We start from the raw sequence: 21814 nt of genomic DNA, 5'->3' as shown, positions 1-21814 counted from the left end.
TCCGTGCCGGGGACGCCGGCGGTCGCGTCAGTTGATGACGAAGTCGCCAGAAATGTGGACATCGCTGGTGAAGACGCTGGACTTGCTGATCGACTGGGCCTGGATCGAGACCGAGCCGCGCTCGTCTCGTACGGGCGTGGGCGTGGCGAGAGCCCGAAGCTCCGCCGCGAACTCGGCGTCTCGAGCGATCGCGGCGAGCAGGGCTCTCTCCAGCGCGGCGAGAGCGTCGGCGTTGTACGGTTCCCGCACCAGCCAGGCCAGCGCCGCCTCGGCCGGGGTGTCCTGCTCGAAGCGCTCCCGCAGCCTGCCGATGAGCACCGTCCCGGACGAACCTGTCCCGCCGCTCCTGCTCGCTTCGGCGACGAGGCGCGCGACGGTTCCGGCGAGCTCGTGCCCGGTCTCCTCACCTGGCTGGTCGTCGTGGTCGGGGGTGGTGGTGGAGGGCATCGGTGCTCCCAAAGGTGCAGGTCGGGGATCGTTGAGCGTGGGGTCATCGTTCAGGACACGCTGGTGCATCCGGGTGAGCTCGGGGGCAGGGTCCTGGCCCAGCTCGTCGAGGAGGCGACGGCGCGTCAGGCCGAAGACTTCGAGTGCGTCACCGCGCCGTCCGGCCCGGACGAGGGCGTGCATGAGCAGTCCGGCGACCCGCTCGTCCAGCGGCGCCGCGCGGAGCAGGCGGTCCAGTTCGGGGATGAGCCTCTGCTCGTGGCCGCCGACCCGGATCTCGATCTCAGCGCAGGTCGTCAGGGCCTCGCGGTGCCGGTTGCACAGGGCGGTACGTTCGATCTCGGCCCACGGACCGGGCAGCCCGGCCAGCGGCTCTACGACCCAGGGGCCGGACGCGTCGGACGGCCACTCGGCAAGGGCGGCTCGGTACAGCTCGGCGGCCCGCGCGGGCTCCCTCGTGACATGCTGCTGAGCCTGGTCCGCCGTGTCGAGGAACCGGTGGGCGTCCACCCGGTGGCGCGGGACGAGCATCCGGTAGCCGCCATCGTGGGGAGGCAGGAGCGCGCCGGCCCCCGGCACCGCGGTGTTCAGATGCCGGCGTAGCTTCTTGAGGTAGTCGCGGGCCAGATCCGGGGCGGTCTCAGGCGGCTCCTCCCAGAGGCGTCCGGCGAGTTCCCCAGGCGTCAGCGATCCGCCGGGGGCGAGCAACAGCGCCGCGAGCGCCAGCCGGTCCATCGGTCTGCCCAGGGCAGCGGGGCGCCCTCGCACCAATGCTTCGACCTTGCCGAGCAGGCGGAATTCCATATCGTCGCCAGGCATCCCCATCGCGCTCACCCCCACGAATCAGCTCACGAGCGTTCCGGCACGCGATAACGGTGCACCGGCCGCACTTACCGGAGGCCGTACCGGGAACCGGCCCCCTTCCTTTACCGCCTTTCTTACCGGGTCCGCTTTCCATGCTTGAAGCAGAAGAAGCAAGACACCGTCAATCGGAGAGAGGACGACAATGAACGCGCTGCACAAGCTCATCAAGGAGGCCGGCTGGACCAAGAGCTCGCTCAGCGAGGGCGCCGACGACTGCGTCGAGGCGAGCCTGCTGACGGCCGTGGTCCTGCGCGACTCCAAGGACCCGGAGGGTCCGTGGCTGGTGTTCACCGTCGCGGAGTGGGTCGCGTTCCTCGCGGGCGCCCGGCTGGGCGAGTTCGACATCGCCCGGCTCGGCGACGCCATGAGCTGACCCATCGGAATGGAGGGCGCCGGGACGTGCGGTCCCGGCGCTCCCCACGGCCACGCGCTGGAAGCCCCCGTCATGCCTCCTCCCGCATCGTGTTCGCGAGCCGGGCAAGGAAGGCGCGGGCGTCGTCGCCGAACAAGGCCATCCGCGACAACAAGGCCCAGCGGCGCCGGTAGAGCTCGACGTCCTCGGGCCCGGTGATGCTGAGCTTGGCGTGGGCCGCCTCGACCGTGACCTGCGCCTCGTTCTCCGCACCGCCATAGGCGATGACGAACCCGTGCGAGAGGTAGGTGAGCGCCTCGGCATCACTCGGTACGACCCCGATGCGCACGTTCTCCAGCGTGCTCAGCGAGGCGATGCGGTCGATCTGCGCCCGCAGCAGAAGTGCAGGACCGGGCCGCCAGCGCAACGCCGCCTCGGTGATCACGAATTCGAATCGCCGTTCTTCCTGGTAGAGGGCGAGTTGGCGGTTCAGCCGGCTGGCGACGGCGGCAGCCAGTTCCTCCTCGCCATAGGGGACCTCGTCGAAGAGGGCGAAGACCCGGCGGGCGTATTCGGCGGTCTGCAGGAGACCCGGCACCACGGACGGCTGGAATGTCTGCGATCTGCTGGTCCGGTTCTCCCTGTCGAGCACCTGGTCCTGAAGGTGTGGCCGGTCGCGCAGTGCGGTGCGCCAGGCGCTCACCTCGGTGAAGGCGGCCTCGGTGAGGGCCACCAGCCGCCGCGCGGTCTCCTCCGTGGAGTCCATTGCCGCCGCCCACCCGGTGACCTCTGGGAGCGAGGGCATCGTTGCGCCCGACTCGATCCGGGAGACCTTCGACTGGCTGATGCCGAGCCGCTGGGCGAGGTCGCGTCCGGACAGTCCCGACAGGGCGCGCATCCGCCGCAGCTCGGAGGCGAGTCGCTCGCGGGTGCTCCGCGCCTCGTCCTGGTGATCGCTGGCCATGACCATCCAGTGATCCTCCTCGCGCCCGGAGATCCGCAGGTGTGATGCAAAATGATTCAGAATGACCTAGAATGATGCCAGGCGCTCACGAGGCGCGTCAAGTCGTTCCGGCCGGCCGCATCTTCAAGATCGAAAATAGGCCGCGCCGGGTGTTCTTCACCGGCCGGGTCAGAGAATGTCAGGGAATTGCGGCGCTCACTCCGATTTCCAGGGAAAAGGTAGCGGTCGCCAACAGGAGAGGTGATCTTCAGTGCGCGATGCCCGGGTCTCCGCGCGCCCGGCTGGCCAGCGCGCCATCCTCGCGTGCGACATCGTCGCCTTCGGCGCACGTCGCGGGCACGTCCAGCGGTATCTCCGTGAGCAGCTCTACTCGCGGACGCGTGCGGCTCTCGACTCGACCGGCATCCCTTTCGACGAGTGCTATCACGAGGACCGCGGCGACGGCCTGTTCCTCGTCCCACCGCCCCGCTCCTCAGTGGAGGGCCTGGTGACGAGTACGGTCGATCGGCTGGAAGACGAGATTCGGCGCCAGCACGACCTGGCCCGTCCCGGCGCGCGCCTGCGGTTACGCGTGGCGCTCGATTTCGGCCTAATCCTCTCCGACGAATACGGCGTGCTCGGCGACACCGTGATCCGGGCCTTCCGGCTGTTGGATGCACCCCTCTTCAAGCGGCGTGTACAGCAGTCGGGCGCGCGCCTCTCGGTGATCCTCTCGGACCGGCTCTACGAGGACGTCGTACGGCCTGACCTGGGAGGTCCGGACCCGTCCGATTACGAGCGGCTCCGCATCCGGTCGAAGGAGACACGGACCCGGGCCTGGGTTCGCCTCCTTGGCGTCCCGCCGGACCGCGCGCCCCGGTCGGGCGTCGCCTTCGAGGACGTCTCGGCCGTCGCCGCGCACCTGCTCGGTGCCTCCCCACTCGATACCGCCGAGGGACGCGACGCACTCGTGGCCGCCCTCCCTTTCGATCTCCGCGCCGTTATCCTGCGCCAGCCGGACGCGATGATGGACGCCTACTGCATCCTTCGTCCCTGCGTGGACGACGACCGCGGCCGATCCGCTCTTCTGTACGCCCTGGGCGGACTATCCCTCCCTCATCCGGCATTCGACGACCTTCAAGAGGCCATTTCCGAACTGCCATGACTTCCCTCAACAGCAGGGGCCAAAGGCGGCCAAGTCTTGGATCTCCGTACCTAGCGAGGACGCAACTGGCAAGCACTCCATGCACTGGTGCTTAGCCTGCCCGAACAGTGGTCCGCTGCCTGCACTCGGCAACTCCGGAGAGCGTCACGACCACTCGGCTGTACGCCATCGTGATCTACAGGCTGCGCTACCGCCTCATTGTGGATATCCGAACTGCGGGAAGAGCTGAGCGAACTGTAGGAGTTCAGCCAGGTTCCGACCCGATTCGGCCGCATCTCGAGGCGGGACAGATAGCGGTTCGGTTTGGTAGGTCCGACGTTGCGGGTGCCTTCTGACCTTTCCGTCTGAGTTGCCTTGCAGGACGGAGATGGGGAGCGAATGGTTTCTGTGGAGGGAGCCTGCTGAACCCAGCAGGGATCGAGTAGCGATCGGGACGGTACCCGCTACGGGCGGAGTCGCCCGTCCTGCGGGTGGCTACTGCTGCTGCCGACTATCTCCTCGGTGACTCGGTACGTCCGCTCATGCGCCCGCTACGCGACCCCGCGGCCGCGCGGCGGAGCACGCGCACCTGAGAAGCCGGTTCTGGTCGGGTGTGGTGCCGTTGCCAGGGCGTGAACGCGATCGGGCGGCTGGCGGAATGTCCAGGTGACACGGTTCGCGGGGTGTGTCACTATTGTCCGCGCTCGGCGGCCGGTACCGGCGCCTTTTGGCCGGGCGGCGGGGGATGGGGAGGTCAATGCACCGGACGGTCGTCGCGGGTGTGCGTGGGAGAGGACGGGCCTACTGATGGCCCATGCGCGTCCTCCCTCTGGATCTTCTGCGCGGCGGCGGTACGTTGTGCTCGGCGTCGTCCTTGCGATCGTGCTCTTCGTGGCCGTTGGATATGCGGCCGCTCGGCCGTCCGATTCCTCGGGGCCGTCTGCTGCTCCGGCGACGACCGGTGTGGATCCGGATGTCGGGAGTCGGTCGCAGAGCCCGGCGCCTCCGGATTCGGTCGGGGTGGGGCGGAACAGTACCGCTACGCCGTCCGAGACGCCGTCGACGTCATCGCCAACGCCGTCGACTGCCACGCCGACGGCGTCCACTACCGGACGTGTCACGCCGACGCCGCCGCCGAGGAGAAGGCCCGGCGCTGCCGCATGGACGCCCGGCGTCTACTACCGTCCCGGCGACGCGGTGACCCACCGCGGCGCGGACTATGTCTGCCGGCAAGCGCACACCTCACAGGCCGACTGGCAACCCCAGGACACCCCCACGCTCTGGCGCGCGACGTAACCGCCCCTCGACAGGTCCTCAGGGGCCGGAGCTCAATGATTCGGCTGAGCGCAGGTGGGGTGGAGGGCTATATTGCCGTTCAGGCAGATCACGCCTGCCGGTCTGAGCATCGAGTGCCTACGCCGCTGGTGTGCCGACGACAAAGCGTCTCGGACGACGCGTGACACCCCCGGTTCGCGTCGTCCGACGGTGTGCGTAGGACTCCGTCCAAGGACGCCATGACCGCAGAGCCCCGCCGTCGCCCATCCCGTCATCAGCAACGTCGTATTCGTCGCCGCCAGGACGCGACCGGCGAGCCCTATCTGGTCGCGGCCGCGGCCGTCGAGGAGGAGTGGGCACGAGGGCAGCGCTACCTCGCCGACCCGTCGGTGCCCGCCGAAGTGGCCGCCGCCGTCCGCCGGGCCGGGCTCATTCCTCTTGAGGCGCTGGACCTGTCGATCCACTGGGAATGGTGGTGTCGTTGCCGGTGGTGCGGCCAGGTCGTCGAAGTGCGTCCCAAGGGGCACGGGTATCAGAGTCCTGGACGCTGCCCGTACTTCCTGCACGAGTACAAGCACAAAGCCGGTCGCTGTACGCGGCCTACCCCCGACCTGGTGGTGTGGGAAGGGTCGTTGAGCACCGAACGTCTCGAACAGCTGTGGCCGCAGAGGGCACATCGTGTGGACCCGAGGTCGGAACCTCCAACCTCAGATTCTCGACCCAGCCGGTAAGGGATGAGGCCGGCTGCTACGGCATTTCCCACCCTCGCGCGGGGGGCGATTCTTGCTCTGGCGTGGCGATGCCGTGACCATCTCATGAAATGGCGGGGGTTCTGTAAGGGTTGGCTTTGTTTATTGCCGTGGTCGTGGCAATGGGGAGATCTCCCGGCAAGCGTGTGCTCAGATTGGGGCGGCAGAAGAGGTCGCTTCAAATCTGTGTGGGGGAGCAGCGGTATGAGGCATCGGTGGGCTCGTGTTGCGGTGGCGGTCGGGGTCGGTGCTGTCGCCGTCGCGTCTGTCGGGCAGGCGTTGGCTTCGGAGCGCGCTGCGGGGGCGATTCTGGTCGAGGAGGCGTTCACTCTGGGCACCGCGGATGCGCGCTTCATCGGGTACGGGGCGGCCTGCCTGACGGGGGCGCCGCGAGGAGAGGCGGAGGCGGAGGCCACGAATCACCCGCTCAGAGGGTGTCGTCGGGATCCGGTGGGTCCTGTGCCGCCGGGCGACGCGGCGCCGCATGGGTACCTTCAGCTCACGGACGCCCGCGATGAGGTGACCGGCGCTGTGTTGTTCGACTCGCCGGTTCCGGCGCGGGGTGGGCTGGAGGTGGTCTTCGAGCAGTGGCAGTACGGGAACACGACGCGGAGGCCCGCGGACGGGATCTCGTTCTTCCTGACGGACGGCGCCCGTCGGCTCACCACGCCGGGTGCCTTCGGCGGGAGCCTCGGTTATGCGCAGAGGAGGCCGGGTGGCGCACCCGGCGCCCAGTTCGTTCCCGGTGTGGACGGTGGCTATCTCGGCATCGGGCTCGATGTGCTGGGCGAATACTTCGGTGACGGAGAAGGGCGCGGGAATGGTTGCGTGCGGCGGTCTCCGGCCGGGACGGCGTTTCGTTCGCCTGCCCCTGGCCCAAACGTCGTCACCGCCCGCGGCCCTGGGGACGGTGTCACCGGGTACTGCCTGCTCGACGCCACGACCACCGACGAAAGGAAGAACGGGCCCTGGCCCTCGTCGCTTCCCGGACGGCTGCACGGGAAGCTGAAGAAGATGCCCGCCAATGTCACGCCTCGTCGGGCCGAACGGCGGCTGGAACCGGTGAAAAGGGTCGTCAGGGTGGCGGTGTCGGCTGGACGGGATCCCGTTGTGACGGTCGACATCGACTTCCGGGACGACGAGGGCTTCCAGCGGGTTCTGAGGTTTCCCGCTCCCGAGCCCATGCCGGACACCTTCAAGTTCGGCTTCGCCGCGTCCACGGGGCCTCTCACCGATGTGCATCTCATCCGCAGGGTCGTCCTGCGTTCCAAGCAGACGGTGGAAGAGTGATGGCCGATCAGGTGCGGCCGGTGTCTATTACGCAGAAGCGGTTGCCTTCGGGGTCGGCCAGGACGATGAAGTCGGGGTCCTCGGGATAGAGGTCCCAGTCGACGTGGGCAGCGCCCAGGGAGACGAGGCGTTCCACCTCGGCCGCTTGGTCGGCCGCGTTCTCCGCGTACAGATCCAGGTGGACTCGGGGATGCCTTTGTACGGGACTCTCGCTCAGGCCGAGCGCCAGGCCGGGGCCGTTCCCGTCCGGCGGGACCAGGACCGTCCAACGGGGATCTATTTCGTCGCGTGGGACGTATCCCAGGGCCTCCATCCAGAACGCGGCCGCACGTCGGACGTCCGACGCACCTAGAACTATGGATCCGATGCTGAGCATGCGCTAAGCCAAGCAGATCTGGTCGTCACAGGGGCGAGGGGACTGGACGGATCGTGAGGGTGTTGACGTCGACGCCGTGCGGCTGATTGATCGCCCACACGATGGCGGCCGCGATCTGGTCGGCGGTCATCATCGCGCGGTCCGGCGGGCCGCCGCCGGCGTCGAAGAAGTTGGTCTCGGTGGCTCCGGGGTTGACCAGGGTCACGCCGATGCCGTCGTCCGTCACCATGCGCCTGGTGTTCTCGGCGAGGCCGGTCACCGCCCATTTGGTCGCGCCGTAGATGTTGCCCGGGCTGTAGACGACGCCCGCGACGCTCCCGATGAGCACGATCCGTCCGCGGGTTTCGCGCAGGGCCGGGAGGGCGGCCCTGATCAGCAGTGCGGGGCCGAGGACGTTGGTCAGCACCATGTCGCGCCACCCGGCGGGGTCCCCGTCGGTGACGTGGTCGAAGGAGGCGAAGCCGGCGTTGGCCACGACGGTGTTCAGCCGTCCGAACTCCTCGATGGTGGCGCTGACGGCCGCCTGGACGTCCTGGTAATCGGCCGCGTCCCCGACGACCCTGAGCAGGCCCGCAGGCTCGCCCAGTTCTTCGGCGAACCGGCGCAGGCGGTCGGCGCCGCGTCCGGTAACGGTCACCCGATGCCCCTGGTCCAGCAGGTGCCGGGCGGTCGCCGCCCCGATGCCGCTTCCGCCCCCGGTGATGAGGGCGACAGGAGAGTCGGTCACGTGCGGCCTCCCAGAGTCGCGTGATCCGTGCAGGTCTCGATCAACTCACGGACAGGCTACGCATGGACGGACGGCGGCGTCCGCCCCAAGTCGACCCAGCGCGTCACCCGTCGGCGCCGTTCTGAGCGTGTTCGGTTTTTGTTCGTCGGCGTCCAGGTCGAGTACGAAGTCATTCCCGAACGAGTACGGACGCCCCTAATGCAGGAATTGGTCAGTTCTTGTTGCAGCCCGAGTGCTGCTTGAAGTACACCGGTTCGCCGAGCGGGTCGTCCAGGTGGATCTGGTGGTTCTAGAATGGGGACGACAACCACATCGTCGACATTGCGGGCGATGGCGAGCAAACTGAACACCTGGGTGGTCGACGGCCGACGTCCGCATGGTCGGTCGGCGTCGGACACCGGGGTCCGCGTCGCAGAGGTCACGGAGGCCGCGTCGTGAGCATCGTCGGCGTGACGGCCGCCCATCGGGCGCGGGTCTCCGGCCGGACGGGCGGTGCCTGACATGGCCGCGCCGGTGCTGGAGTTGCGCGGGGTGTGCAAGACGTTCGGCGGGGCCCATGCGCTGACCGACGTCGATTTCACGTTATCGGCGGGTGAGGTCCACGCAGTTGTCGGTATGAATGGCGCTGGAAAAACCACGCTTGTGGAGACGATGTGCGGTGCCATTGTTCCCGATCGGGGTGCCGTCCATGTCGCCGGACGCCGCCACACCGCCTTAACACCGAGGCGTGCCCATGCGTCCGGAGTGAGCATTGTTCATCAGAAGCGGTCGCTGGTCCCGGGGCTGACCATCACCGAGAATCTGCTTCTCGGACGCCTTCCCACTCGGTTCGGTGCGGTGTCGTGGGGAGAGGCGCGGCGCAAAGCGGCTCGGGCGCTCGGGGAACTCGGTATCGAGATCGACGTTGAGCGGGTCGCCGCCACCCTTGGTCCGGCCGAGCAGACTCTGGTGGAGATCGCGCGGGAAGTGCACCGGGGCCGGCGCATTCTCATTCTGGACGAACCCACCGCGTCACTGAGCGCCGCCGACGCCCAGCGAATTCACCGGCTCGTGCGCACTCTGCGCTCTCGCCGCACCGGTGTCGTCTATATCTCCCACGACCTGGACGAGGTCCTCGATCTCGCCGACCGGATCACGGTGCTGCGGGACGGCAAGCGGGTCGTCACCGTCCCGGCCGCGGACGTCGACCTGCCCGCCCTCGTCCGGGCCATGGCCGGCGACGACAGGCTCCGCACGATGGACCATGACACCGCCCGAATCGCCGGTGAGCCGGTGCTGGAGCTCACGGGACTGACCGCCGGACGCCTCCAGGGGTTCGATCTGGTGGTCCGAGCCGGTGAGATCACCGCGGTGCTGGGACCGTCCGGGGACGGGCAGACCGAGCTGTTCCCGCTGCTCAGCGGGCTCCGCGGGCTGCGCCGGGCCGAGGCCGGACGGGTGCGGATCGGCGGCCGCGACGTCCCGTCCGGCAGTGTCGGCGCGGCGCTGGCGGCGGGGATGCGGTGCGTGACCGGCGACCGGCTCGGCCGCGGTCTGGTCCCGGGGCTCGGCGTGGACGAGAACCTCGGCCTGGTCCGCCGCGGGCTCGGCCGCCCCTGGCTGGTGCGGTGGAGCAGGACGCGCGAGCACGCGCGCGCCGTCCGCGACCGGTACGGCATCACGGCCATCCACGCGGACCCGCCCGTCGCCGCGCTCTCCGGCGGCAACCAGCAGAAGGTGCTGCTCGCCGCCTGGCTCGACACCGAGGTGACCGCGTGCCTGCTGGAAGAGCCGACGGGCGGGGTGGACGTTGCGGCGAAGGACGACGTCCGGCGGCTGGTCCGCGGGCTGGCGGCGCGCGGGGCCGCGGTCCTGCTCGCGTCCAGCGACGTCGACGAGGTCGTCGGGCTCGCCGACCGGGTCGTGGTCGTCCGCAACGGCCGGACGGTCGCGGACCGCCCCATCGCCCAGGTCACCCGCGACGAGCTCGTCGCACTCACCGCGGGAGGACGGACGACGCCATGACCGCCCTCGGCATCCTCCGCGACCGCGTCGGCGTGAACCTTCCCGCCGGGCTGACCCGGCATCTCGGGCTGCTGTCCGTCCTGCTGCTCATCGGCCTGATCACCGCGCTGAACAGCTCCGCGTTCCTGACCGGGGCGAACCTGCTCAACGTGTCGCAGCAGGTCGCCGTCACCGCCGTCCTGGCCGCCGGGCTCACCCTCCTCATGACCGCGGGCGGGATCGACTTCTCGCTCGGCTCCATCGCGGCCGTGACCGCCGGCGTCGTCGCCCGGCTGATCGCGTCCGGGACGGGGGAGTGGACGGCGGTGCTCGCGGGCCTGGCGGTCGGCGCGGGGATCGGCCTCGTCAACGGCACGGTCGTGACGGTGTTCCGCGTCGCGCCGTTCGTGGCGACGCTCGCGACGTCCACCGTCCTCGGCGGCGCGGCGCTGCTGATCATCGACGGGCAGAGCGTGTCGATCGGCGACCACCTGGCGGGGCTCGGGTTCGGCGAGGTGCTCGGCCTCGTCCCGGCCACGGTCGTCGTCGCGGCGCTCGTCTGCCTGGCCGCCGGGCTGATCATGCGCTGGACGGCGTTCGGCCGCAACGCCTTCGCCATCGGCGGCAACGAGAACGCGGCGCGGCTGGCGGGCATCCCGGTCGCGCGTACCAAGCTGCTCCTCTACACGCTCGCCGGTCTGCTCGCCGGGCTCGGCGGCGTCATGCTCGTGGCCCGGCTCGGCGCGGCGAGCCCCGGGACCGGCGGGCTGCAGCTGGAGCTGACCGTCGTCGCCGCCGTCGTGATCGGCGGGACCGCGCTGCACGGCGGGAGCGGCACCGTCGTCGGGACGGTCCTCGGGGTCGTGCTGCTCGGCGTCGTCGCCAACTCCCTCAACCTCCTCCAGGTGGACGCGCATTTCCAGGACGTCGCGGTCGGCGGCGTCCTGCTGATCGCGGCCATCACCAACCATCTGCGCGGCCGATTTCGCTGAAAGGGTCCTCATGCTGGAGTTCTCACGCGGACATCTCCGCTCGGCGGTCCCGGCCGCCGCGCTCGCCGTCTCCCTCGGAGCCGCGGGCTGCTCGGTGGACGACGGTGCTGAGAAGAACGCCGTCCCGTCCGGCGAAAAGATCACGATCGGGTTCGTCAACGGCAACCGCGTGCAGTTCCACATGTGCCTGCAGAAGGCGCTGCAGGGGCGCGCCGCCAAGAAGGGCGTCGAGGTCCTGACGGCGAACTCCGCGATGGACCCGGGCAAGGAGCTGTCGAACATCGACGACATGATCGTCAAGAAGGTCGACGTCATCGTCGTCCAGACCGTGAACATCGACTCGCTCCAGGGCGGCGTCAGCCGCGCCAACCGGGCGGGCGTCCCGATCTTCCTGACGGGCGTCGCGTCCGGCGTCGACCAGTCGAAGATCCTCGGCGCGGTCGTCGCCGACGTCGAGCAGGTCGGACGCTCGCTCGGCGCCTGGCTGGTCAAGGACAGCGGCGGAAGCCCCGCCGAGGTCGCGATCATCGGAGGCGCCCCCGGCGCCGCCGCCGACCTGATGACCGGCGCGTTCAAGAAGAGCATCGGGACGCGGGCGGACGTCGTGTTCGAGCAGCCCGCGTTCTGGCAGCGGTCCAAGGCGCAGGACGTGGCGGAGAACCTCCTCCAGGCCCGGCCGCGCGTCAAGTACGTCCTCGTCCAGAACGAGGACATGGCCTTCGGCGCCGAGGCGGCGTTCCGGGCCGCGCGCCGCACCGACATCAAGATCCTCACGAACGGCGGGACGGCCGAGGGCGTCCAGGCGGTCAAGGCGGGACGGTTCGCGGTGACGGTCAGCAACACGCCAAAGGACGTCGGCGAAATGGCTGTGGAGAACGTCGTCGCGCTGCTCCGCAAGGACTCGTCCGCAAAGAAGATCGCGAACGTGCCCGAAACCGTCGTCACCAAGGACAACGCGGATAAGGCACCGCCCTACTGCGTCTAATTGCTGGCCGACGCGTTCTCCTCCCAGGTGCTGTCACGTTCGAGGACCCGGCGGTGTCTTCATGTCGACCAGCCAGAACGCACACCTAGAGGGAGAACGTCGTGGCGTTGCGCGTACCGAAGGCCGAGCTGCCCGCCGAGGTCAAGGAGAGCATGATCGAGCAACTCGGTGACGTCCCCGAGAACGTCGAAGTGCTGTGGCACAGCCCCGCGCTCGCCCGGGACAACCTGGAGTTCGGCGGCAAGGCGGGCGCGTGGAGCGCGGCCGGCAAGAGCCTCAAGTCGTTCGCGCACATGGCCGTCGCCGCGCAGGTCGGTTGCAGCTGGTGCCTCGACGTCGGCTACTTCCAGGCGCACAACGACGATCTGGACCTGGCCAAGGCGAGCCAGGTGCCGCGCTGGCGGACCTCGGACGTGTTCACCCCGCTGGAGCGGGACGTGATGGAGTACGCCGAAGCCATGTCGAACACGCCGCCGACCGTCACCGACGAGCAGTACGCGGGGCTGCTGGAGCGGCTCGGCCCCGCGGCGATGGTCGAGCTCACCGTGCACATCGCCTACGTCAACATGGCGACCAGGGCCAACGTGGCGAACGGGGTCACCTCGCAGGGCTTCTCCGACGCCTGCGAGATCCCGCTGGCCGAGGTCCAGGAGAAGCCCGGTACGGCGTCCACGGCATGATCGGGGACGCTACGCCCGAAGACCCGTTCCTCACCCACCGCAGCCTGCTGTTCACGGTCGCCTACGAGATGCTCGGGTCGGCGGCCGACGCCGAGGACGTGCTGCAGGATTCCTGGCTGCGGTGGGACGCCGTCGACCACGCGCAGGTGAGCGACCCCCGGGCCTACCTCATCCGGGTCGTCACCCGGCAGTCGCTCAACCAGCTCCGCACGCTGTCGCGCAGGCGCGAGGACTACGTCGGCGAGTGGTTGCCGGAACCACTGCTGACCAGCCCTGACGTCGCCGAGGACAGCGCCCTTGCCGAAAGCGTCTCGATCGCGATGCTGACCGTGCTGGAGACCCTCGCTCCGGTGGAGCGTGCGGTGTTCGTGCTCCGCGAGGTCTTCGAGGTGCCCTACGGCGAGATCGCCGTGGCCGTGGACAAGCCCGCCGCCACGGTCCGGCAGATCGCCCGGCGGGCCCGCGAGCGGGTGGCGGCCAGGCGGCCCCGGGTACGGGTGAGCCGGACGGAGCAGCGGGCCGTGGTGGAACGGTTCCTGGCCGCGGTCCGCAACGGGCAGGTGAAGGAGCTGATCGAGGTCATGGCCCCGGACGTGGTCCTGATCAGCGACGGCGGCGGCCTCGCTCCCGCCGCGCGGGCTCCGGTCCACGGGGCCGAACTCGTCGCGGAGTCGCTCGCGCGCCCGGGCCGGACGGTGTCGGTCGTCTGGCTCAACGCCGCGCCCGCCGGCCGGATCGAGGTCGACGGCCGGGTGGCCGCGGTGAGCCTGGTGGTCGAGGACGGCCGGGTGACCCGGATCCACGCGGTGGCGAACCCGCAGAAGCTGACGCGCTTGGACGAGCCGACCGACCTCGCCAGATAGCCCGCCCGCCGGAGCCGGGTTCGGGGCCGCCGTGAGGGGGGAGGGCGGTCCTTGCCGTCTCACCCGTTCTTGGGCGGCTTTTCGACGCGGTCGGCGAGCTTCTGACGTCCCGGCCCCGAGAGTTCCCGGACGATGCCGCGCCGTCCCGCGATCACCATCAGCAGCGCCTCGGCCGGGCCCCGGACGTCCGGTCCGGACCCTCTCGACCAGTCGAGGTCGGTGGCCACGAGCCGCACGCCCCGCGCCCTCCAGAAGCCGCCGATCACCGGGAACTTCAGCGCGCCCCGCAGCGCGAGCAGCAGCCGCTCCGCCGGGATCTCGCGGGAGGTGCCGAGCGGACGCCGGATGTCCTGATGGTGGATCACGGCGTCGGTCAACGCGATCAGGCCGCTGAACCCGGTGGTCAGCCCCGTGGGCTGGAGGCGCTTCCGCAGCATCGCCAGGAGCTCGTCCGGAGCGAGCGCGCTGGAGTCGGCGACGCCCACGGCGTTCGTCCGGCTCAGCGTGAAGCGTCCCTTGGCGAACCGTCCCGCCAGATCCCGGACGCTCAGCTCCTCATAGCTGATCATGTGGGCGACGACGTCCCGCACCCGCCATCCCTCGCACAGCGACGGCGCCTCCCACTGCTCGGGCGTCAGCGTCGCGAGGAACGCCGCGAGATCGGCCCGCTCGTCCCGCGCCAGCGGCTTCAGATCCATGAGCACCCTCCTTAACGCACACCCGCGCGTCCCGGCAACCTGCGGCCTGCCCAGTGCCGGGCGGACGCGGCGGCGCCTTTATGGCGCTAGCTGTCAGTGAGGGGCGAATCACGGAAGAACACTCAAGTTGATCTTTAAAACGGACGTCCGGTAAGTTCCGTCGCGGTGGACCAAAAGTCCACGATTTCACAGTGGGACAAGGAGACTACGTGAAGCAGCGGATGGGCCGGATTCTCGCGACGGGACTCGTCGCGACGTCGCTGACCGGCCTCGGCACCCTCGTGCTGGCAGGCCCGGCCAACGCCGAAGCCAGGTGCGCGACCAGCTCGAAGGAATACCCGACCAACGGGTTCAACGCCGACATCAAGGTCGAACTCTGTTTCAACCGGAACTGGGGCGGCCCAGGCGGCAGCAACAGCTACAAGTGGGCGACCGCCAAGGTCACCTGGGGCGACTCGGGATCGGGCAAGTTCGAGAATTTCGACGTGCAGGTCCGGATCGAGCAGAACGACACCGACGTGAAGACGAAGACCTGCGACTTCACCGCCGAGATCAACGGCAGCAGCTCCGGCTCGAAGACGTGCAGGCTCCCCGATTCGGGGTCTTACGTGAACATCAGCGGCAACACCGCCGACGGACACGTCGTGGCCAACGTCAACGACGACGGTGACGGCAACAAGACCTGGGGACTTCAGGGCACCGCGAAGCTCTGACCCGTCGCGAAATAGCAAGCGGCCCCGTCCGGACTGTCCGGACGGGGCTTTCCTGCTTCATGACGGTCATCGACGGGAGCGGGCCTGGATGATGGCCCGAGCGAGGCCGGAAGGGTCCTCCGCGTTGACGATCTGCCACTCCGTTCCGCCGGGGACGATGGCCCACCATTCGTAGGTGTACGCACCCCACCAGCAGACGACGCCGTCGAACCGTCCTTGCAGTTCGGCGATCGCGGCTCCGTGCGAGGGATCCGGCCGGGCCGGGGGAGTGGGGTGCGGCCTGCCTGCCTCCGCCCCCGGTCGGCGGTGCGACTGGGCCGCGAGGATCGTCGTCACGTACGGGATGAGAATCCGGACCACCCTCGCCGCGGCGACGTCCGGCTTGGTGTGCGGGGCCAGGTTCTCACCAGTGCTCGACCTGAACCACCACAGGCTGGACCTCCCTCCTCCAGGGACGAGTGTGACGCTCTCACTGAACTGCGGGACGGACGGCTCCATGACGCGCACGAGCGGCTCCGGCCCCTCGTAGCAGGGGACGGCCTTCCACCCTTTTCGCGTGAGTTCTTCTACGAGTCGGTCGAGATGGGCGGTTATGGGCGTGGCGGGAACGGCCGCGTCGACGCTTAGCGGTCCGTTCCATCGGACTACCAACGGTCCCACTTGCTGCGCTGACCCGTGGGTCGACCGGTGGCGCGACTGAGTTCGACGGCCAGCGCCTTACGAAGCTCTTCTGCGCTGCTACGAACAATGGTCGCGTCTACGCCGGCCTTTGGGTCGTGCAGAGTGGCGACCCAGTCTCCGAGTAGTCCGTCGTGGCGTGTCGCGCGCCAGATTCGATGACCCCGGAAGTCCTTGCGGAGCTGGGTCAACGCCTGGTCCGCGGCGTTAACGGGCAAGTTCATGATCGGCTGAACCTTCGTTGCGGTTGCTCTCCGTTACGTATTCACACCGTCTCGTAATCGGGCTATTCTTCGGAAGTGCGGGAGAGAAAGTATAGGAAAACTCGGACCCGTCGTTAGAAAATGATCTTATTTTCGAATCATCGGAGGTTCCCTTGCCTCGCCGTCCCCGTGACCCCGGCGTTCCATATTCACCCATCGAATACTTTGGTGCCGAGTTGCGCGCCAGGCGAGAAATGTCCAACTTGTCGCGACCGCAGCTGGCCGCGAGGCTTGGCTACTCTCCTCAGAGGATCGGGCAGATCGAATCGGGCGGAAGTGCCCCCTCCGAGGTGTTCGCCCAGGACTGCGACGCATTCTTCAATGCGAACGGGACGTTCCATCGCATCTGGAAGTGGATCCAGGACGTCGACAAGTTGCAGGTCTTGCCGCCGGGCTTTCCCGACTTCATCGAACGAGAGCGGAAGGCCGATGGCATGTACATCTTCGAAGCTTCGATGATCACGGGTCTGTTCCAGACGCCCGAGTACGCGTACGAGGTGCTCAAGACAGGGCGAGCAAAGGAGGAGGTCGAGCAGCTCGTTGCGACGAGGCTGGAGCGCCAGGAGATCCTGCAGCGAGATGATGCACCACGGCTCGTGGTCGTGCTGGATGAGGCGGCTCTCAGGCGCCCATTCGGAGGCAGCGAAGTAATGGGTAGGCAGATCGAACATCTAATTGAGGTGGCTCAACTGCCGAACGTTACGCTTCAGCTCGTGGCGCTAAGTCGGGGCGCGTATGCCGGTGTCATGGGGGCGTTTACGATCTTCGAGTTCAACGAGGAGCAGGCGGTGGCGTACGTCGAAGGGCATCTCGGCGGGCAGATGATCGATCACGTATCTGCCGTCCGTGGGTTTGCGGTACGGTTCGATTTGATCAGGGGAGCGGCGATGTCCGACGATGATTCCCTGAGACTGCTTCGCGCAATGTTGGAGAGCCCATGAACACGGCGTATGTTTCGGCAGTGAGGTGGCGCAAGAGCAGCCACAGCGGCGACACCGGTGGTCAATGCGTTGAGGTTTCGTGGCTGGAGCCGGTGCCCGCTGCTGAGTGGGTGAAGAGCAGCCACAGCACTGGTACCGGCGACCAGTGCGTCGAGGTAGCGCCGATGGTGCCAGTCTCGTCCGCGGAATGGCAGAAGAGCAGTCGGAGTGACAACACGGGCGGGGCGTGCGTCGAGGTGGCGGACTTGGCGGCGGCGGTGGCCGTGCGGGACTCGAAGGACCCGGACGGGCCGAAGCTGGTGTTCGGCCCGGCCGCGTGGCAGGCGTTCGCGTCCAAGGTCAAGTCCGGAACCCTAGACCTGGCGTAACCCCCCGACCAGACAGCGCCCCCGGCCTCCGTCCACCCGACGGACCGGGGGCTTCGTACGTGGAGATCGTCCCGCCGGACCGCCGAAGAGCTCAGCCAGGAGGGCAGCCGATGACGGCAACGCATGAGGTCCCGGAGGAGCCGCCGCGCGTCCACGCCGACCTGCGGGAGGCGTTCGCGGCGCTCGACGTGAAGCCCGGTTTCCGCGCCGAACTCGTCGACGGAGAGATCAGCGTGTCCCCGCCTCGGGACGGGCGGCACGAGACCATCGTCGTGGCGGTCGATGACTGGGTGCGCGAGGTTCACCGGTTGAGGTTGCACCGCAATCTGACGCTGATCAGCCCCGAAGGCGAGTACGTGCCCGACGGGATCGCCGCACCCAAGGGCGCGTTCGCCGGACGTGAGTGGCACAGCAAGCCCGATGGCGTGGCGATGGTCCTGGAGGTGACCTCCGGCGGCTCACGGGACCGCAAGAGCGCTGAACGCGATCGCGGGCCCAAGCGCCGGGGATACGCCGCCGCCGACATCCCCCTGTACCTGCTGATCGACAGGCTGGAGGACAAGGCGACGATCTTCTCCGAGCCTCGCGGTGACGACTACACGCACAGCGCCTCGGTCGTTCTCGGTGAAGACCTTCGCATTCCCGCGCCGCTTGAAGGCGTCCTGCCCACCGGGGAGTTCTGAGCCTCCGCCGTCCCGTAGGCGATCGCGGTGTCGATGAGCGTGACGCCGGCGTCCAACGCCGCCCGCAGCGTCGCGTCCCCGATTCGCCGCTGATGTCCGGCCCGCTGGCGCTAAGAAAGACCTGACCTTCTTCGGGGGGCCGGGGATGGGATGGGACAATGGGGTCATGACGGAGCGAAAGCCCACGGGGCTCAGCTTTGAGTCTTGGATCGACGGGCAGATCCGCGAGGCGGAGGCGCGCGGCGAGTTCGACGGGCTGCCGGGCTCGGGCAAGCCGCTGCCGGACGCGGGCAGGCCGCTGGACGACAACTGGTGGATCAAGCAGAAGCTGGCCAGCGAGGGGCTCGTGGCCATGATCCATCCGACCCTGGCGCTGCGCAAAGAGATCGAGGACGTTCTGGAGGAGGCGCTGGCGGCGCCGTCCGAGCGGAGCGTGCGGCGGCTGCTGGAACCGGTCAACGAGAAGATCGCAGCCAACCTGCGGATGCCTCCGCCGGGCCCCGCGCTCGGGTACCGCCTGATCGACATCGACGAGGTCGTGGCGAAGTGGCGGGCGGCCCACAGCGCGGACGTGGAGCGGCCGCAGGGCGCCAAGGGCGAGAGCGGCGGCAAACCGAGCAGTGGCAGGTGGAGGTTCCGCCTTCGGCGGCGGCGTCACGGCTGAGCTGGACGGTCTGGCCGGGCTGGACGGGCGGTGCCGTCCGGGCTCGATACTTTGCTCTTGCGCTAAGTGTCTTGGTGCGTAATACTTAGCCTCATGGCACAGTATTCGGCGGAGATCGACGGTGTGTTCGTCGCGCTCGCCGACCCGACGCGGCGCGATGTCATCCGGCGGCTCGGACGCGGCCCGACGAGCGTGGGCGAGCTGGCCCGCGAGTTCCCGATGACCCTTCCGTCCTTCATGAAGCACGTGCGGACGCTGGAGGCGAACGGCCTGATCCGCACGGTCAAGGCCGGACGGGTGCGCACCTGCGTGCTCAACCGCGAGCGGCTCGCCCTCGTGGACGACTGGCTCGCCGAGCAGCGCCGGATCTGGGAGGGGCGGACCGACCGGCTCGAACGCCTCGTCACCGACACGAAGGAGGAGACCGATGAATCCGGATCTTGACCTGGCCCTGGAGCGGGTCATCCGCGCGCCGCGCGCCGTGGTGTGGAACGCGTGGACCGATCCGTCCCGGCTGGAGAAGTGGTGGATCCCGGCCCCGGCGGTGTGCCGGGTGGACCGGCTGGACGTCCGGCCCGGCGGGGCGTTCGTGACGCTGATGAGCGAGGACGGGACGGGATTCGTCCCGCAGATCGACGCGATCTTCCTGGTCGTGGACGAGGGCGAGCGGATCGTGTTCACGAACGCGATCGACAGCGCCTGGCGTCCGGCCGATCCGGCGCCGGTGCCGATGACGGCCGAGATCACGCTGGGCGACCATCCGGACGGCACGGACTACCGGATCGTCGTCCGGCACGGCGACCCGGAGGCCCGCGCCCGCCACGAGAAGCTCGGCTTCGCCGAGGGCTGGGGCACGGTCGCCGGACAGCTCGCCGGGTTCGCGGAGAGCGAGGCGTCGGAATGAAGGTCGTGCTCACCGAGTTCGTCACGCTGGACGGGGTCAGCCAGGGGCCCGGCTCGCCGTCCGAGGACACGAGCGACGGGTTCACGCGGGGCGGCTGGCTCGTGCCGCACATGGACGAACTCTTCGTCCAGCGGACGTCCGAGTGGCTGGACCTCGCGGACGGCCTGCTGCTCGGACGCCGCACCTACGAGGCGTTCGCCCGGGACTGGCCGCAGATCACCGACCCGGACGACCCTTTCACCGAGCGGATGAACTCGCTGCCCAAATACGTCGTGACCAGCACCTTGCGCGAAGGGAGCTGGAAGCCGACGACGATTCTGCGCGGCGACCCGGTCCAGACGGTCGGAGAACTGAAGGCGCGGCCCGGACGTGAACTCCAGATCCACGGAAGCGCGCGGCTCGGCAACGCCCTGCTGGCGGCCGGGCTCGTCGACACGCTCCGGCTCGCGGTCGCGCCGACCGTGATCGGGTCCGGGCGGCGGCTGCTCGATCATCCGAGCCCGCCCGCCGGCCTGCGGCTCGTCCAGCATGAGGTGACGGTGAACGGCGTGCTGCTGCTCCAGTACGAGGCCATCGGCGCCGCCCCCGTAGCGGAGTACGAGGGCGTAACGGCCTTCGTCTGACCGGCCTAAGCGGCACGCTTTTGTGGGACCCCTCCCGGGAGCGCGGACGAACAATGGGCGAAATCCGCGGCTGATGGGAAGCGCCCATGATGGATCGTCCGATGTACGCCTCGCCGGAACCCGCGCCGCCGCCGGTGCGCGTCCACGACCCGCTGGCCGTCGCGATCGGCAACGCCTCTCTGCTGGGCGTCGGATATCTCATCCTGGGGCGGCGCAAGACGGCCGTGAGCACCGGGATCATCACCCTCGTTCTCCTCTCAATTCTTATCTCGGCTGCTCAGTGGTGGTGCGAGGCCCTTCTGCTGCTCTGGTGGGCGGCCGTCATAGCGCATGGATGGTCCGCGGCGGGCGGACGCGCCGGACGGGTCACGGTCGGCGGGCAGCGGATGGTCGCCTTCGGCGTCACGGTGCCGGTCTTACTCGCGGTGGGACTTCTGCGGTTCGACGCGTCCAGGATCGAACAGCGCGTAGCCGAAGCCCGCGAGGACGGCGACTGCGCGCGGGTGCTGAGCGACGGCGCGGGCGCCTGGTTCGGACACCGCACAGCGGGCGCCCCGATGATTTCAAGCAGCGATGAGGCCGTCGAGGCATGCCGTCGGCTGCGAACGGCCGAGGCGAAACTCACCGCCGGGCTGGCCACGGGGGACACCAATTCCCTGAATGCGGGATTCGACATTCTCACCTCGGTCCTGGCCGAACCCGGCAATAAGAGGACGGTCGGGACGGCCCTCGACGGATTCCTCGGACGCCTGCCCACACCGGACGCGTGCCGCACGGTAACGGTCACGGACTGGCTCCGAAACCGGCGTCCCAGCCCTGACCCGCTCGACCGGTCGGCGGCCGCCGTCACGCGGACCGCACCGGCGGCGCTCGTCGGCTGCGGTGACAATCTCATGCAGGCCAAGGAATGGACGAACGCACGCACGCTATACCAGCAATTGCTCGACCAGTACCCCCAGGACGGAGGCACGGAGGCGGCGAAGAAAGGAGTCAGGCAGGCCACGCTGTCGATCGAGCTGGCGAACGTCCGGAGCCTCCTCGAAGGTTCGTCCGACGAGCAACCCGTTTATTGCACCTCACCGGCGAAGTACAGCGGCGCCGCCCCGTACGGCAAGGGAGTCAATCGGGCCCTGTTCTACGGAAATGACGAGTACACGGACGACCTCCCCGGCAGATGGAAGGCCAAGAACGCGGCCGACGCCGAACTCATCGTCTGCGTCGGGGAGCGGAAACAGGGAAGCACCGTCGAGACGTGCACCTATCGGAGCAAGAGCTCCGGCAAGCTCTACCAGGTGAGCTTCCACAAGATCTCGCTCCCGGTGAAGGTGTACGAGCTGCGGACCGGAAAGCTCGTCGTCAATCGGAAAGTGCAGATCGGCGGCAGGAGCTGCCCGTCCGTCATCAAATACAGCTCGTCCTTCCTTGACGATTTCGGCCCGGACCCCGACCGCTACGTGAACCCGTCCAAGACCGACGTCCGCGCCGCCTTCGAGTCCCTGATCGCCCGCTGACGCGCGGACCGGTCACCCCATGGTGACCGAGGGTGGCTGGATGCGGTCAGTTGGTGAGGGTGGTGCGAGTTTGTCCGGAGGTGTGGTTACCCTGCCGT

Annotated in this window: 23 protein-coding genes; 17 read left to right on the top strand and 6 right to left on the bottom strand. The window is 68.7% G+C overall.

Annotated elements, in window-relative coordinates:
- Window positions 1–27: 27 nt before the first annotated feature.
- The gene (locus E1287_RS00850) at window positions 28–1266 is read right to left on the bottom strand and encodes an AfsR/SARP family transcriptional regulator (RefSeq protein ID WP_165968832.1); all 1239 of its coding nucleotides are present in this window, start codon (window positions 1264–1266) and stop codon (window positions 28–30) included.
- Window positions 1267–1453: 187 nt separating this feature from the next.
- Here E1287_RS00850 and E1287_RS00845 point away from each other — a divergent pair, with 187 nt between their 5' ends.
- Entirely contained in the window at window positions 1454–1684 is a 231-nt protein-coding gene (locus tag E1287_RS00845) for a DUF397 domain-containing protein (RefSeq protein WP_131962467.1), read from the top strand.
- Between the two features lie 70 nt (window positions 1685–1754).
- On the opposite strand, the gene E1287_RS00840 is transcribed toward E1287_RS00845, so the two are convergent.
- Window positions 1755–2627 carry a helix-turn-helix transcriptional regulator gene (locus E1287_RS00840; RefSeq protein ID WP_131962465.1) on the bottom strand — a complete coding sequence of 291 codons (873 nt, stop codon included), beginning with the start codon at window positions 2625–2627 and terminating at the stop codon, window positions 1755–1757.
- A gap of 250 nt (window positions 2628–2877) precedes the next feature.
- Here E1287_RS00840 and E1287_RS00835 point away from each other — a divergent pair, with 250 nt between their 5' ends.
- Both E1287_RS00835 and E1287_RS00825 read left to right on the top strand, forming a co-directional pair.
- Entirely contained in the window at window positions 2878–3771 is an 894-nt protein-coding gene (locus tag E1287_RS00835; protein WP_131962463.1) for a hypothetical protein, read from the top strand.
- Between the two features lie 2234 nt (window positions 3772–6005).
- Window positions 6006–7064 carry a hypothetical protein gene (locus E1287_RS00825; RefSeq protein WP_131962459.1) on the top strand — a complete coding sequence of 353 codons (1059 nt, stop codon included), beginning with the start codon at window positions 6006–6008 and terminating at the stop codon, window positions 7062–7064.
- 7 nt (window positions 7065–7071) lie between these two features.
- Here the strand turns inward: E1287_RS00825 and E1287_RS00820 are convergent, their stop codons facing one another.
- Together E1287_RS00820 and E1287_RS00815 are read right to left on the bottom strand one after the other, a co-directional pair.
- On the bottom strand, window positions 7072–7440 hold the full coding sequence (locus E1287_RS00820; protein ID WP_131962457.1) for a VOC family protein: 369 nt from the start codon (window positions 7438–7440) through the stop codon (window positions 7072–7074).
- 25 nt (window positions 7441–7465) lie between these two features.
- Window positions 7466–8167: an SDR family oxidoreductase gene (locus tag E1287_RS00815; protein ID WP_131962455.1), complete on the bottom strand. Its 702-nt coding sequence runs from the start codon at window positions 8165–8167 to the stop codon at window positions 7466–7468.
- A gap of 501 nt (window positions 8168–8668) precedes the next feature.
- Here E1287_RS00815 and E1287_RS00810 point away from each other — a divergent pair.
- The 5 genes from E1287_RS00810 to sigJ all read left to right on the top strand — a co-directional run bounded on the left by E1287_RS00810 (window position 8669) and on the right by sigJ (window position 13670).
- Window positions 8669–10171: a sugar ABC transporter ATP-binding protein gene (locus tag E1287_RS00810; protein ID WP_131962453.1), complete on the top strand. Its 1503-nt coding sequence runs from the start codon at window positions 8669–8671 to the stop codon at window positions 10169–10171.
- A complete protein-coding gene (locus E1287_RS00805; RefSeq protein WP_131962451.1) occupies window positions 10168–11142 on the top strand; it encodes an ABC transporter permease in 975 nt (324 codons plus the stop codon). The genes E1287_RS00810 and E1287_RS00805 overlap by 4 nt, the downstream gene beginning before the upstream one ends.
- Before the next feature lie 10 nt (window positions 11143–11152).
- Window positions 11153–12127: a sugar ABC transporter substrate-binding protein gene (locus tag E1287_RS00800; protein ID WP_131962449.1), complete on the top strand. Its 975-nt coding sequence runs from the start codon at window positions 11153–11155 to the stop codon at window positions 12125–12127.
- Window positions 12128–12228: 101 nt separating this feature from the next.
- Complete coding sequence (locus E1287_RS00795; protein WP_131962447.1) at window positions 12229–12807, top strand: carboxymuconolactone decarboxylase family protein; 579 nt, start codon at window positions 12229–12231, stop codon at window positions 12805–12807.
- Window positions 12804–13670 carry an RNA polymerase sigma factor SigJ gene (gene sigJ, locus E1287_RS00790; RefSeq protein ID WP_131962445.1) on the top strand — a complete coding sequence of 289 codons (867 nt, stop codon included), beginning with the start codon at window positions 12804–12806 and terminating at the stop codon, window positions 13668–13670. Before E1287_RS00795 ends, sigJ begins: the two co-directional genes overlap by 4 nt.
- Before the next feature lie 59 nt (window positions 13671–13729).
- Here sigJ and E1287_RS00785 read toward each other — a convergent pair whose 3' ends face one another.
- Window positions 13730–14368 carry a maleylpyruvate isomerase family mycothiol-dependent enzyme gene (locus E1287_RS00785; RefSeq protein WP_131962443.1) on the bottom strand — a complete coding sequence of 213 codons (639 nt, stop codon included), beginning with the start codon at window positions 14366–14368 and terminating at the stop codon, window positions 13730–13732.
- 209 nt (window positions 14369–14577) lie between these two features.
- Here E1287_RS00785 and E1287_RS00780 point away from each other — a divergent pair, with 209 nt between their 5' ends.
- Window positions 14578–15081, top strand: coding sequence for a hypothetical protein (locus tag E1287_RS00780; protein WP_131962441.1), 504 nt, complete (start codon window positions 14578–14580; stop codon window positions 15079–15081).
- A gap of 66 nt (window positions 15082–15147) precedes the next feature.
- Here E1287_RS00780 and E1287_RS00775 read toward each other — a convergent pair whose 3' ends face one another.
- Window positions 15148–15588, bottom strand: coding sequence for a hypothetical protein (locus E1287_RS00775; RefSeq protein WP_131962439.1), 441 nt, complete (start codon window positions 15586–15588; stop codon window positions 15148–15150).
- A gap of 547 nt (window positions 15589–16135) precedes the next feature.
- On the opposite strand from E1287_RS00775, the gene E1287_RS00770 reads away from it, so the two are divergent.
- From E1287_RS00770 to E1287_RS00730, 8 genes are all read left to right on the top strand, one after another.
- Window positions 16136–16963, top strand: a complete 828-nt coding sequence (locus E1287_RS00770; RefSeq protein WP_131962437.1) for a helix-turn-helix transcriptional regulator — start codon at window positions 16136–16138, stop codon at window positions 16961–16963.
- Window positions 16960–17331: a DUF397 domain-containing protein gene (locus tag E1287_RS46550; protein ID WP_131962435.1), complete on the top strand. Its 372-nt coding sequence runs from the start codon at window positions 16960–16962 to the stop codon at window positions 17329–17331. The genes E1287_RS00770 and E1287_RS46550 overlap by 4 nt, the downstream gene beginning before the upstream one ends.
- 110 nt (window positions 17332–17441) lie before the next feature.
- Window positions 17442–18014: a Uma2 family endonuclease gene (locus E1287_RS00760; protein ID WP_131962433.1), complete on the top strand. Its 573-nt coding sequence runs from the start codon at window positions 17442–17444 to the stop codon at window positions 18012–18014.
- A 166-nt stretch (window positions 18015–18180) separates the two neighbouring features.
- Window positions 18181–18678 carry a DUF1992 domain-containing protein gene (locus E1287_RS00750; protein ID WP_131962431.1) on the top strand — a complete coding sequence of 166 codons (498 nt, stop codon included), beginning with the start codon at window positions 18181–18183 and terminating at the stop codon, window positions 18676–18678.
- A 93-nt stretch (window positions 18679–18771) separates the two neighbouring features.
- Window positions 18772–19122, top strand: coding sequence for a metalloregulator ArsR/SmtB family transcription factor (locus E1287_RS00745; protein WP_131962429.1), 351 nt, complete (start codon window positions 18772–18774; stop codon window positions 19120–19122).
- Window positions 19106–19582, top strand: a complete 477-nt coding sequence (locus tag E1287_RS00740) for an SRPBCC domain-containing protein (protein WP_131962427.1) — start codon at window positions 19106–19108, stop codon at window positions 19580–19582. Before E1287_RS00745 ends, E1287_RS00740 begins: the two co-directional genes overlap by 17 nt.
- The gene (locus E1287_RS00735; protein ID WP_131962425.1) at window positions 19579–20205 is read left to right on the top strand and encodes a dihydrofolate reductase family protein; all 627 of its coding nucleotides are present in this window, start codon (window positions 19579–19581) and stop codon (window positions 20203–20205) included. Before E1287_RS00740 ends, E1287_RS00735 begins: the two co-directional genes overlap by 4 nt.
- A gap of 86 nt (window positions 20206–20291) precedes the next feature.
- Window positions 20292–21716 (top strand): hypothetical protein, encoded by a 1425-nt coding sequence (locus E1287_RS00730; protein ID WP_131962423.1) that lies wholly within the window; start codon window positions 20292–20294, stop codon window positions 21714–21716.
- Window positions 21717–21814: the final 98 nt, after the last annotated feature.

The organism is Actinomadura sp. KC06 (assembly GCF_004348735.1).
Lineage (GTDB): Bacteria > Actinomycetota > Actinomycetes > Streptosporangiales > Streptosporangiaceae > Spirillospora.
Note: the sequence above shows the minus strand (reverse complement) of the source record. Positions and strands in the feature narration are given on the sequence as shown.

Coding starts and splice junctions, on each gene's coding strand:
- E1287_RS00760 (WP_131962433.1), top strand. CDS start 17,442: ATGACGGCAACGCATGAGGTCCCGGAGGAGCCGCCGCGCGTCCACGCC.
- E1287_RS00805 (WP_131962451.1), top strand. CDS start 10,168: ATGACCGCCCTCGGCATCCTCCGCGACCGCGTCGGCGTGAACCTTCCC.
- E1287_RS00840 (WP_131962465.1), bottom strand. CDS start 2,627: ATGGCCAGCGATCACCAGGACGAGGCGCGGAGCACCCGCGAGCGACTC.
- E1287_RS00735 (WP_131962425.1), top strand. CDS start 19,579: ATGAAGGTCGTGCTCACCGAGTTCGTCACGCTGGACGGGGTCAGCCAG.
- E1287_RS00740 (WP_131962427.1), top strand. CDS start 19,106: ATGAATCCGGATCTTGACCTGGCCCTGGAGCGGGTCATCCGCGCGCCG.
- E1287_RS00800 (WP_131962449.1), top strand. CDS start 11,153: ATGCTGGAGTTCTCACGCGGACATCTCCGCTCGGCGGTCCCGGCCGCC.
- E1287_RS00820 (WP_131962457.1), bottom strand. CDS start 7,440: ATGCTCAGCATCGGATCCATAGTTCTAGGTGCGTCGGACGTCCGACGT.
- E1287_RS00745 (WP_131962429.1), top strand. CDS start 18,772: ATGGCACAGTATTCGGCGGAGATCGACGGTGTGTTCGTCGCGCTCGCC.
- E1287_RS00850 (WP_165968832.1), bottom strand. CDS start 1,266: ATGCCTGGCGACGATATGGAATTCCGCCTGCTCGGCAAGGTCGAAGCA.
- E1287_RS00785 (WP_131962443.1), bottom strand. CDS start 14,368: ATGGATCTGAAGCCGCTGGCGCGGGACGAGCGGGCCGATCTCGCGGCG.
- sigJ (WP_131962445.1), top strand. CDS start 12,804: ATGATCGGGGACGCTACGCCCGAAGACCCGTTCCTCACCCACCGCAGC.
- E1287_RS46550 (WP_131962435.1), top strand. CDS start 16,960: ATGAACACGGCGTATGTTTCGGCAGTGAGGTGGCGCAAGAGCAGCCAC.
- E1287_RS00730 (WP_131962423.1), top strand. CDS start 20,292: ATGATGGATCGTCCGATGTACGCCTCGCCGGAACCCGCGCCGCCGCCG.
- E1287_RS00750 (WP_131962431.1), top strand. CDS start 18,181: ATGACGGAGCGAAAGCCCACGGGGCTCAGCTTTGAGTCTTGGATCGAC.
- E1287_RS00845 (WP_131962467.1), top strand. CDS start 1,454: ATGAACGCGCTGCACAAGCTCATCAAGGAGGCCGGCTGGACCAAGAGC.
- E1287_RS00810 (WP_131962453.1), top strand. CDS start 8,669: ATGGCCGCGCCGGTGCTGGAGTTGCGCGGGGTGTGCAAGACGTTCGGC.